This window comes from Paractinoplanes tereljensis (genome assembly GCF_016862435.1).
GTDB lineage: Bacteria > Actinomycetota > Actinomycetes > Mycobacteriales > Micromonosporaceae > Actinoplanes > Actinoplanes tereljensis.
The window spans coordinates 63,881-75,561 of record NZ_BOMY01000036.1; the positions used below are offsets into that span (position 1 = coordinate 63,881).

The 11,681-nt window shown below is 71.5% G+C and carries 7 protein-coding genes and 2 pseudogenes; 2 read left to right on the plus strand and 7 right to left on the minus strand.

Features of this window, described 5'->3' with window-relative positions; translation table 11 throughout:
* Positions 1-6: 6 nt before the first annotated feature.
* From Ate02nite_RS28025 to Ate02nite_RS28055, 7 genes and pseudogenes are all read right to left on the minus strand, one after another.
* Positions 7-1,098, minus strand: a complete 1,092-nt coding sequence (locus tag Ate02nite_RS28025; RefSeq protein ID WP_438871263.1) for a cellulose binding domain-containing protein — start codon at positions 1,096-1,098, stop codon at positions 7-9.
* Between the two features lie 80 nt (positions 1,099-1,178).
* Positions 1,179-1,328 (minus strand): annotated as a pseudogene (locus tag Ate02nite_RS48995) (glycoside hydrolase); the annotation flags it as partial.
* Between the two features lie 56 nt (positions 1,329-1,384).
* Positions 1,385-2,698 (minus strand): CE1 family esterase, encoded by a 1,314-nt coding sequence (locus tag Ate02nite_RS28035; protein WP_203810815.1) that lies wholly within the window; start codon positions 2,696-2,698, stop codon positions 1,385-1,387.
* Positions 2,699-2,784: 86 nt separating this feature from the next.
* The gene (locus tag Ate02nite_RS28040; protein WP_203810816.1) at positions 2,785-4,413 is read right to left on the minus strand and encodes a glycoside hydrolase family 27 protein; all 1,629 of its coding nucleotides are present in this window, start codon (positions 4,411-4,413) and stop codon (positions 2,785-2,787) included.
* A 140-nt stretch (positions 4,414-4,553) separates the two neighbouring features.
* Positions 4,554-5,933 carry a dynamin family protein gene (locus Ate02nite_RS28045; RefSeq protein ID WP_203810817.1) on the minus strand — a complete coding sequence of 460 codons (1,380 nt, stop codon included), beginning with the start codon at positions 5,931-5,933 and terminating at the stop codon, positions 4,554-4,556.
* Positions 5,930-7,873 (minus strand): dynamin family protein, encoded by a 1,944-nt coding sequence (locus Ate02nite_RS28050; protein ID WP_203810818.1) that lies wholly within the window; start codon positions 7,871-7,873, stop codon positions 5,930-5,932. Before Ate02nite_RS28050 ends, Ate02nite_RS28045 begins: the two co-directional genes overlap by 4 nt.
* 263 nt (positions 7,874-8,136) lie before the next feature.
* Positions 8,137-9,072 (minus strand): IniB N-terminal domain-containing protein, encoded by a 936-nt coding sequence (locus tag Ate02nite_RS28055; protein ID WP_203810819.1) that lies wholly within the window; start codon positions 9,070-9,072, stop codon positions 8,137-8,139.
* Between the two features lie 270 nt (positions 9,073-9,342).
* Here Ate02nite_RS28055 and Ate02nite_RS28060 point away from each other — a divergent pair, with 270 nt between their 5' ends.
* Together Ate02nite_RS28060 and Ate02nite_RS28065 are read left to right on the plus strand one after the other, a co-directional pair.
* Positions 9,343-10,584: an Hsp70 family protein gene (locus Ate02nite_RS28060; protein WP_203810820.1), complete on the plus strand. Its 1,242-nt coding sequence runs from the start codon at positions 9,343-9,345 to the stop codon at positions 10,582-10,584.
* A pseudogene (locus tag Ate02nite_RS28065) lies at positions 10,581-11,681 on the plus strand (hypothetical protein); the annotation flags it as partial. The gene Ate02nite_RS28060 and the pseudogene Ate02nite_RS28065, both read left to right, overlap by 4 nt.

The following is an 11,681-nucleotide window of genomic DNA, read 5'->3' on the forward strand; positions in this document are numbered from 1 at the left end:
GTGATCTCAGGAGCCGGCGGCGCAGGCCAGGGTGGGCGGGCTGATCGTGCCGGGTGCGTTGGCCAGGAACCCGAACTGGGTGCTGCCGCCGGCCGCGAGGGAGCCGTTGTAGCCGACGTTGCGGGCCGTGACGGCCGCGCCGTTGGCGGTCACCGTGGCGTTCCACGCCTGCGTGATCGTCTGCCCGTTCGCGAATTGCCAGGTGACGGTCCAGCCGGAGATCGGCGCGGTGCCCGCGGTGACGGTCACCGTAGCCTGGAAACCGCCCGGCCACTGGCCGGCCGGCGTGTAGGCCGCGGTGCAGGCAGCTCCGCCGGCGGGCGGGGTGGTCGGGGCCGAAGTGCTCGGCGTCGGGCTGCTCGGGGTCGGGCCGGTCGGCGTGGGTCCGTTGCCGAGGCTGCCGGGGACGGAACGCGCGGCGGCGTACCAGACCGCGGCCATCTTGTCGTAGCCGGTCGCGGTGGGATGGATGCCGTCGATCAGGTCCGCGGTGGTCAGCGCGGCATGCATGTCGACGAGGTGGACGTGCTTGCCCGCGCCGGCCTTACCCTGCACGATGCCGGGAATGGCGGCGTTGAAGACCCGCGCCGCCGACTCCTGGCTCGCCGAGGAGAGCGGGATGATGGTCGCCACGAAGACGTCGGCGTTCGGCGCCGCGGCGGTGATGTGGTCGATCAGGGTGGAGAGCCGGTTCGGCGCGGACGACACGTTGTAGTTCTGCAGGATGTCGTTGGTGCCGATGTGCAACAGCACGGTGCGCGGGGTGGTGGCGCCCAGCCAACCGGTGATGTTGGCGTCGATCTGGTCGATCCGCCAGCCGGGGTGGCCCTCGTGGTCGTGGTCGCCGAGGGTGGCCGGCCCGTTGAACTGCGAGCCGACGAGGTCGACGCGATATCCGGCGGCGTTCACCCGCTGCCACAGGCCGATGCGGTAACCGCCGGGCACCTGTGTGCCCTCGGTGATGGAGTCGCCGAGGGGCAGGACGCGGACACCTCCGTTCGACTCGGCCGCCGCGGGACCGGCGCCGGCCACGGCACCGGCGAGGACAAGGGCGGCGCTCGCGGCCGCCAGGGAAATCCAGCTACGGGTGATCTTCACGGTCGCTCCAGGGGGATCAGGCGGTGGGGGTGCAGGCCAGGGCCGGGGTGGTCGGCGTGCCGTCGGCCAGGAATCCGACGGTCCTCGTCGTACCCGGTGTAGAGGTAGACCCGGCCGTTGTGGACCAGCGGCGCCGGATCGGCCGTGTAGATCGTCTGCACGATCGGGTTGTCGGCCCGGGCGGGCGCCGGGGCCACGCCCAGCGACAGGACGCACAGCAGCACGACCATCCAGGCCCGCACGCCGGTTGCTCTCATGCTGTCTCCTCGTGGAGCCCTCCCGCCGGTCAGGTTCCGGAGCAGGTCAGCGTCGGTACCGGGCCGCCGCTCCCGGAAACGATCAGGCCGAAACTAGTGCCGGAACCTGGGGTGAGTGCCCCGTTGTAGGCGGCATTGGTCACGGCGGCGGCGCTGCCGTTGGTGGTGAGCGAGCCGTTCCAGACCTGGCTGACCGACTGACCCGAGGGCATCGTCCAGTTCACCCGCCAGCCGGTGGTGGGCGCCGAACCGGTGGCGGACACGGCGACGTCCACCTGATAGCCGCCCGGCCAGGTGCTGACCACCGTCCAGGCGGCACTGCACGCGACCGGCGTGGTGGTCGGCGGCGAGGTGGTCGGCTGGGACGTCGGCGGCGAGGTGGTCGGCTGCGAGCTCGGCGGCGAGCTCGGAGTACTGCTCGGCAACTGCGAGAAGAACTTCCAGATCTCGCCGCCGGTCCAGGTGCGGGCGCCGCTCGTGCTTGTCGACCCGTCCACCGGCTCGGGAGTGTGGTCACCGTCGAAGGCCGCCCACCTCACCGGATATCCGGCCCGGCAGCCCGCGTACGCCGTCACGATGTGGGTGAGGCTGTTCTGCGCCGGCTCGGGTGGGTTCTGCGCCGTACAGCCGTTGTTGCGCACGAAGGTGTCGCGGATCGATCGGCCCTGCGAGATGTTCAGCACGCTGTCGTGCGTGCCGTGGATGCCCAGGTAGGCGACCGGCTGAGTGCCACCGCTGCATCCGCTCAGGTTGGCACCGGACAGAACGGCGACCGCGCGGAAGACGGCGGGGCGGGCGCAGGCGACGGCGTAGCTCATCGCGCCGCCGTAGCTCCAGCCGAGGGCGAACAGCTGCGACGTGTCGACGCACAGGTCACCCTCGATCAACGCGGTCAGGTTGTCGACAAGCGTCAGGTCCCGGCCGCCGGTGTTGGCCCAGCCGTTGTCGATGCCCTGCGGTGCAACCAGGATCGCGCTGTTGTCGGAGAGCTGCTGCTGCCCGTAGTAGGCCCACACCGCGCCGGCTGAGCCACCGGTCGCGACGTCGTTGGCGGTCCCGTTCAGCCAGTGGAAGGCGAAGATCAGTTTGTACGGCCGGTTGCGGTCGTAGTTGCCGGGAACCCGGAGGATGTAGGTGCGGTTCTGGCCGCCGCTCGAGATGGAACGGGTGCCGCTGGTCAGCGTCGGCGCCTTGCCGCATCCGGCGGTCGTCCCGGCCGCGGCGGATGCCGTCCCGCTCGGCACACCGGCCGAGATCGCCGCGCCGAGCAAAAGGACGAGAACCGCCGCGACCGGGCGCCACCACCATTCATTCCGGTCATTACGTTGAGCGTTAATCCTCATGACGGGCACATTACGGGAGCGCTCCCAAAGCATCAATAAAAAGGCCTTGGGGCGTATCTATAACAAATTTTCAGTGCAATTTTCGATCAGCGTCGGGTCCACCGCTGATTCGCGGCGGCAGTGCAGGTCCACAGCAGGGTCACGGTCCCGTTGGCGGTGAGATTGTGATCGACGTCCAGGCAGAGACCGGACTGGTTGCCGCGGATCGTTCCGTCGGACTGGAAGGTCCACTGCTGGTTGGTACCGCCGTTGCAATCCCAGAGCTGCACCTTGGCGCCGGCGGTGGCCCCGGCGGGCGCGTCGAGGCACTTGCCCAGTGACTGCAGGGCCGGACCGGAGACGGTCCACTGCTGGTTGGCGGCGGCGCCGCAGTCCCAGATGACCGGCTGGGTGCCGTTGGCGGTATTGCTGTTCGGCACGTCGAGGCAGCGCCCGGAGGAGGCACTGACCAGAGTGGTCGATGTGGGCACCGGCGGCTCGCCGCTGGTGCCACCGCTGACCCGGTAGACCACCGTTCCGTGGGCGGGCACGCTCGCACTGATCATGCCACTGCTGGTGGTGGCGGCACCGGTCCAGGCATCGACGAGGGTGAACGACGATCCGGTCTTCCCGATCGTGGCGGCGGTGGTGGAAATCGTCCGAGTGGCACCGCTCTGGTTGAACAGGGCCACCGCGACATCGTCGTTGGCCAGACGCTTGGCCAGCACCCGCTGGTTGGCGTCGGCGACCACCGAGCTCGCCTGCCGACCAAGGGTGTCCTGGTTGATCGCGATCAACCGGGCGTTCTTCAGGATGGCCTGGGTGGCCGTGTCCATGGAGCGGATGTCGTTGCCGGCGATCAGCGGCGAGGCCATCATCGCCCAGAGAGCGAAGTGCGAACGCATCTCGGTGTCGGTCATGCCGCCCCGGCCGACCTCCATCATGTCCGGATCGTTGAACGCCCCCGGCTTGGCGTACCCGGCGAGCGGCACGGTCACGTCGACGATGTTCTTCACACCCATCGGATAGCCGTTGCTCTGGCCGGTGTCCCACGCGTTGGTGATGTCCTCGGTGGTACGCCAGATGTTCGCCACGTCACCCCAGTTGCGCTGCGGCCCCGTTTTCGCATGGATGCTGTTCGAGTTGATGCTGTAGAGAATCGGCCGCCCGGTCGCGGCCAGCGCGTCACGCATCTTCGCGAACGTAGTGACCTGATCGTTGATGGTGCCGTTGGGCGAACACCAGTCGTACTTCAGGTAGTCCACACCCCAGGCAGCGAACTGCCGCGCGTCCTGAACCTCGTGCCCCTGACTGCCGGTGGCACCGGGATAGGAGCTGAAGTACTGCGCGCAGGTCTTGTCCACCGGCACCTCGTACAGGCCGAATTTGAGCCCTTTGCCGTGCAGGTAGTCGCCGAGCGACTTCATCCCGCTGGGAAAGCGGGTGGGATCACCCTGCAGATTGCCGGCCGAGTCCCGGCTGGGGTTGAACCAGCAGTCGTCGACCACGACGTACTGGTAGCCCAGATCCCGCAGACCCGAGTTGACGATCGAGTCGGCCATCTGCCGGATCAACGTCTCGTTGATGTTGCAACCGAACGTGTTCCAGCTGTTCCACCCCATCGGCGGAGTGCGTCCCACGCCGTTCTCCAGGGCATGGGCCGCGGGAGACGGCAGCGCGGCCGCTACTCCCCCGAAGACCAGAACAGCGGCCAGTACGGCTTTCGCCAGTTTCATCGTTTCTCCTCCTTGGCTTGGAGGAGCACGTTGCCACCAGGTTTCGCGGCATTCAAGGCTGTGGATGCATATAACGCACGTAACACTTTTCAGTGGACCATTTGAAAGCTCTCGAATCGAATGCGACTCGGCTGCGACGGTCAGCCCAGGTCGTTGAGAATCGCGGTGCAGCTGCGCAGCACGACCTCGGCGGCCCGCCGGCCGGCCGCGCTGGTGGCGGCCCGGGTCTGCTGATGCCATCGGCCCGCGGCGTCCTCGGCGACCGGCCACAGCTGCTCGGGCGAACTCTCGGCCGGAAGGCCGAGCCGCTCGGCGTGCGCGGTCCCCTCGCCACCGGCCAGCCGCCGCGCCTCCACCGCCAACTCGGCCGGCAGCGTGACCCGGCCCGCCCGCAGGGCGGCCAGCAGCCGCAACTCGCGAAACTCGTGCGCGCCGGCCACCAGCCGGTCAAGCTCGGCGACCAGGTGAGCGGCCTGCGGCCGGCTCTCGGCCCGCAACAGACGATCAAGGGCGATCAGCGCCGTACGGGCCTTGAGCGCATCCCGCCGCGCGGTGAACAGATCGCTGACCGACGCCTGCAACTCGGTCAGCCCGCTCTGCCGCACCAGTTGAGCCCCGAGCGCGGCCCGGCTCCGCGCACCGCTCCGCACCAGGGTGACGGCCAGCCGGACACCACCGAGCCCGAACTGCCGCAGCAGGCCTTCCGGGAACCCGGCGGCCAGGAAACGGTCGGTGGACAGCAGAGCCGCGTCGGCGTCGGCCCGGGGCCGGGCCGCCACCGCGGCCACCGCCGCGTACTCCTCCTCGCGCAGACTGCGCCCGGCCAGCGCGAGCTGCCCGGAGACCGCGACCACGTCCTGGCAGAGCGCGGCGACGCGCGGTTCGCGCCGTCGCCGGCGGGCGATCTGGCGGGCGCTGAGGATTGCGTCCGGCCGCCCGGCCGCGGTTTCATCCGCCCGCGACAAAACCACCATGACGTGTACGGGCAACGCGCCCACGCCCCGCCCGGACTGCACCTGCTCCAGCGCGGTCAGGTCGTCGCCGAGGTGCCGGGTGACGTAGAGCATCGCGTCGGCCGGCACCTCGCCGTCCCCGTCGACGCCGGCCGCGTCGAGCAGCCGGGTGTGCCGCAGCGCCCGGCACGGCCAGTCCACCACCACCCGGGACACCCCGCCCATCGCATGAACACCCGGGCCGGCGACGGTGTGGCCCGGCCCGTTGGCCCGCTGCATCGGCCCGGCCCACGCCGCCGGGAAGATCTGCGCGGACGGGCGGGGACCGTCCTGAAACCAGACCGGCGCGCCGGCTGCCCCGTCCACCACGACCGGCGCGACATCCTCGCCGATCAAGGCGTTGACCAGGGTGGACTTGCCGGACTGCGGCGGGCCGACGATGGCCAGCCGCAACGGTTCGGCCAGTCGCTCGCGGTGCCGGCGCAGCCATGTCTCGGCTCGTTCGTGGCCCCGGAACACCTGCGCGGCGTCGTCGAGCAGCCGGCCGGCCAGCTCGGTCCCGGTCACCCCGGGCCTGCCAGCAGCCCCAACGCCTGCTTCTGCAGGCCGGCCAGCCGAATCAACTCCTGCTCGGTGCGCCGAGCCCGGCCGTCCCGGACCGCGGCCTCGCGCTCCGCGTCGGCCTTGGCACTGCGTAGCGACTCGATGATCGCTTCCTGTAGATCCTCGGTTACGGCGGTGAAGTGGTCACGCAGGGCGCGCTGGATCCGGCGTACCGAATCCTTGGCGTCCTTGGCCAGGCCCACGTAGATCTCATCGACGTGCTGGCGGACGGTGGCGCGAGCCACCGCCTGCCGGCGCCGGAGCAGCGACTTACCCTCCTCGCGAATGCTCTTCCCACCGAAGACCGCGCCGCCGCTCAGCGAGATCGGGTTGATCAGCGACATGCCGGTGAGGCTGGTGACCAGGCCGACCATCAGCACGCCGCCGTAGGAACCGCGCAGGCCGGTGAACAGCTTCTGCGTCATCGTGAACCGCTCGACCGGCGGCGACTCGAGCTCGGTGACCCGGTCGCTCGCGTCGCCCTGGACGCCCGGCACCCAGTTCGGCAGTACGTCGCCGAGGTCGGCCGGGAACTCGGCGGCCACCGCCCGGGCCAGCCATTCGGCGCGGTCGCCGAGCCAGCCCAGGCTGGTCTGCGCAACCTCCAGAAGGGCCTCCCGCAGCCACTGCTCGAACTCGTCCCACACCCGCGCCGGGTCGGCCTCGGTGAACGTCTCGTCGGCTCGGGCGATCACCGCGCGGGTGCGTTCGCGCAGGTCGTGCTCGATGTCCGACATCAGGTCACCCACCTCGTCGGACAGCCGCGTCTGCCAGCGAGTGGCACATTTGCGCAGCTCATCCATCCGGCGCTGGGTCTCGTGCAGACGCTTCACGGCGTGCGAGGTCTCGCTCTCGGCCCGCTGCGCGTCCAGATCGTCGCGCAAGGTCACGGCGAGCCGCTCGGTTACCGTCCGGCCGAGCACACCGACGGTGGCCCGGGCCAGGCGGTCGGGCTTCGCCGCCACGGTGGCCTCGAGCAGGCTGATCAGCGCCGGGAAGCCGGACTCGCCGTTGAGCGCCGCGTCACCGGTCTGCACCGCGCGGGCCCGCAGCGTGGCCGACAGCGGCACGACCGTGGCCGGCACGCCCGCCTGCACCAGCCGCATCCGGCTGGCCTCCAGATCACGCCGCCAGTGCGCCGCGTAGTCGGTCTTGGTGTACGCGACCACCAGGCTCGGGAACAGCCGAGCCAGGTCGGCCAGCACGTCCACTTCGGCGTCGCTCAGCTCCCGGCCTGCTTCGCACACGAACACCACCAGGTCGGCCCGGCCGTCGGTGGCCAGCTCGCGCAGCCGGCCGACCGCGGCGGGCGCGACCGCGGGCAGCCCCGGCAGCGGCGGTGTGTCGATCAGCTGCAGACCCGAGGCGAGCAGCGCCCGGGGCACCCCGACGTCGGCGTACAGCCGCTCGACCGTCGCGGCCGGCTGGACCGCCACCGTCTCGGTCAGCGCGTCGGCCAGCCGGTCCAGCGCGAGCGGGATGCTGTCCTGCCGCGCCGCGTCCGGGGTCCACCCCGTGTCCGGCGCGGCCCGCACGATCAGCTGGGCGGTGGGCGCCTCGGTGTGCCGCACCACGGTCGGCACCGTGGTGCCCCGGTCCTCGCCGACAACACAGACCGGGGCATTGATCAGGGCGTTGATAAGCTGACTCTTGCCCTGCTTGGCGGCGCCGACCACGAGCACCCGCAGGTGCGGGTGCAGCAGTTGCGCCCGGCGCTGCCAGAGCCACGACACCAGGTCGGTCCGGCCATGCTCCTGGCAGGTCCGGATCGTCGCGTCGAGAACGTCAAGCCACAGCGACGCCGAAGCGCCGGAGGCGGCGAGGGCACCGAGTTCCGTCCGGCCTGGCCGGACGGGGGAGGCCGGACCCGCATAGGCCGTGGGTCCGGCTTCCCAACTCTCCATCGGGGCGCTCGCCGTTCCTTTCCTCCCGGCCCGATCCGGCAATGCCGAACCCTGGCACTCGTCTGCATCCTCAGCGCGACCCCAGCAAACGGGTCCCGCACCTGCCGGTCACCAACGGCCGATCTTTCAACAGCCACCTCCCGGCAGCCGCCTCTTGCCGGCCGCCCTCAGCAGCCACCTCTCGTTGGCCACCTCCCAGCAGCCCGCTTCCCGTTGGCCACCTCTCGGTGGCCGCCTCTCGGTGGCCGGTCCTCAGCTGCCGGTCAGAAGTCCAGGCCGGTCAGGCCGCCGAGCAGGCCGTGGCCGTGGTCGGGCTCGACCGCGCCGGTCACGCCGCCGACCACGCCGGAGACCGAGTGCTCGATGCCGCTGACTGTGCCGCTGACCGTGCCGTCGACCCCGGTGCCGTCGGGCAACAGGCCGCCCGTCGGGTCCGCGCCGAGGACGGAGCCGACGATCGAAGAGGTTGCCCCGTGCACCCCCGAGACGTCAAGGTCGTGGGCGCCACTGATGCCGATCGATCCGGTGATGCCGGTGATCGCGTTGATGGTGCCGTCCAGCGAGCCGGTCAGGCCGGGCGTCAGGCCCGAGACAAGACCGTCCGCGCCGGACGTCACGTCGGTCACGGTCTGCTGCACCGGCGCGGTGACACCCGCGTTGACGTCGAGGTGGCCGCCCGCGTCCAGCCCGGTGCCCGGGTCGTAGTCGGCGGTCAGGCCGCCGGTGCCGGTCACGTCGCTGACCAGGCCGCCCGCGCCGGTCACGCCGAGACCGGTGTGGCCGAAGAGACCGCCGTCGTGCAGGACGAGACCACCGTCCAGCGCGCCGGAGATCAGATGATCGACCGAGACCGTCACCGCACCGGCCGCCGCGACGTTCAGGTCGCCGGTGAAGTGTGAGGTGTTGCCACCGAGCTGCGCCGTGATGCTCTGCAGGTGCGCGGCCGCACCGGCGATGTCGAGGTTGGCCACGCCCATGGTCAGGCTGTCCACCTGCGACACGGGATCGATGCTGGTCAGCCCGCTGAGCGGGGCGAAGTCGAGCACGAGCGGAAGCACGTCCTGCACGTCGGCGGCCGTCACGTCGCCGAGCCCAGCCTGCTGCAGGCTGCCGTGCGGGTCGACCTCGAAAGCACTCCGCGCACTCGGGTCGTAGATCAGGTTGAGGACGAAGTCCTGCAACGTCGGGGATGAATCCATGAGCAGCGTCTCCTGACTGCGTTTGTCTGCACGCCAGGCGATGGTTAGCCCGGCGTGAGGACGACGCTAGGTGCCGCCGGGATGCGGTGGATCGGGGAACGCTCCCCTATCGCGGATTAGGGGATTCGTGGGGACACTCCCCCGGCGTTGGGGGTTTAGGGGATCGAGCGGCATGATTTTGGGGGAAGACCCCCCGATGTCCGGTCTGGTACCAACATGGGGTCCCGTCGTCACTCCATCGGCGACTGACCGATGGTGAGGAGCAACTACGTGCCGTACCTGTTGGGCGTCGATATCGGATCCGGCACCGCCCGGACCGCGCTGTGCCGGCGCGCCTCCGATCCGGCCGGCTGGGGTCCGCCCGAGCCGGTGCCGTCCGACGTGCTGCCCGCGGTCAGCGGGCTGTTCCGGCGATGCGGCGACGAGGTGCCGGTGTTCAGCGAGGAACTGTTCGTCACGCCGCAGGCACTGCTCGTCGAGCAGGCGCGCGGCGCCGCCGACGCGGTCTGGGTGCGGGAGGAAGAGGGTCCCGACCGAATCGCCCTGGCCTACCCGACAACCTGGGGCCCCGGCCGGGTCGGCCTGCTCCGGGCGGCGCTGGACGACGTCAACATGAGCAACGCGGTGCTGGTCACCCGCGCCCGCGCCGTGGTGGAACGACACCGCGCCACCGGCCGGCACACCGCCGAGGGCCGGGTGGTCGCGGTCTGCCGCATCGGCGGGCTCGGCACCGAGGTGTCGCTGGTCATCCCGGGCGAGCCCGGCCGGCTCGAGCTGCTCACCTCGGCCGAGGACAGCGAGATCGGCGGGGACGACCTGGCCGAGGGTGGCCCGGCCGAGTGCCGGGCCGCCATGGCCGCGATCCTCGACCTGTTCCGACGCACCGCGCAGGCCGCCGGCGTCACGCTAGGTGACCTGGCCGCGGTGCTGCTGGCCGGTGGCGGCACGACCCGCCCGATCGTGGCCGAGGCCCTGGCCGAGACGATCGCGGCACCGGTGATCCGGGACGACGACCCCCGCCACACCATCGCCTGCGGCGCCGCGGTCGCGTTGCGCCCACCAACCGAGACATCACCCGCCGGCCGACCCCCCACCCCCGCGCCGCCAACCCGGCCGATCGCCCAGATGTCGACCACCTTGACCTCGCCCGCCCCGACACCGGCCACCCTGGAGCCAGCCGCCGCAACACCAACTGCCATGACCCCGTCCATCCTGACCGCGGCCGGGTTGACACCGGCCGGGCCGACTCCGGCCGGGCTGAGGCCAGCAGCCCTGACATCGGCTGGGTTGGTATCGGCCGGGTTGATACCGGCCGCTCAGAGACCAGCCGGGCTGACACCGGCCGCCTCGAGACCAGACACCTCAACGCCAGCCGTTTCGACAGCAGCCGCTCTGATGTCGGCCGTGGCGGCACCGGCCGCGCCCGGTCCGGGCGACGTCGTCGCTGGGCCTGGGCTGCCGCCGCCCCGTCCGTCGCTGGACATTGCCGGACCGCAGGTGCAGCGCCGATGAGCCACCCGTCGACGATCGGCGCGGACGCCGGCGACCTGCTGCAGGATGTTCGCACCGACCCCACCGCACCGATCGGCGCCGCCATCTGCGCGCCCGGCGGCTTCGGCAAGACGACGCTGCTCGGCGAGTTGTCCCGGGCGTGGGCCGAGGCCGGCATCCCGGTCAGCACTCCCCGGCGGCCCGCGGCCGACCCGGAGGGCTCGGTGCTGCTGGTCGACGACGCACACCGCCTGGACGATCACCGGCTGGCCGAACTGCTCGCCATCGCCGAGCGGCCGGACGCCCGGTTGATCGTGGCCTACCGCCCCTGGCCACGCCCGGCGCCGCTGGCCCGGCTGGCCGAGACCCTGGGCCGCGGCCGCCCGGCGATAACCCTGCCCGCGCTCACACCCGGTCAGATCCGGGGCGTGGCTCCCGCGCTCACCGAGTTCGTCGGCACGCTGACCCGCGGTGTCCCCCGCTACGTCGCCCGGCTGGTGCCCACCCTCACCGGCGCGGAACCGCCCACCCGCATCCCGGCCGCCGCGCTGGCGCCGTTCGCGCCGGAGCTCGACGAACTCGGCGCCGACCTGCGCACGCTGCTGCTGGCCGTCGAGGCCGGCGGCTCCTTCGACCTGACCACGGCGTTGCTCGGCCGCGCCCCGCACGAGGTCGCCGACCTGGTAGCGGCCGCCCAGGCGACCGGCCTGCTGACGGCCGACGGCACCCTGGTCCCGCTGGCCCGCTACGCCATCGCCGCCCTCGGCCCGATCGCCCAGCGCGTCGGCGTCCGACAGCGCCTGACCGAGCTGCAGATGGCCCGCGGCGGCCCGGTCCTACCGCTGGTGCGGCACCTGCTCCCCGACATCTTCCCACCCTCTGCACCCACCTCGGGGCCGACGGCCGCCGTCGGTTTCGGCGGTCCAGCCGGGGCCGGATTAATGCCCGGCTTCGGAGCTTCCGCCGGGCCTGCCTCCGGCACTGACATGGCGTCCGCCGGGCCTGGGCTCGATGGTGGCGCGCCACGCGGATCAGGCCCGGCATTCGGAGCCTCCGCCGGGCCTCGCCTCAGCGGAGACACACAGAGCGGACTCGGCCCGACGTTCGGGCCCCCCACC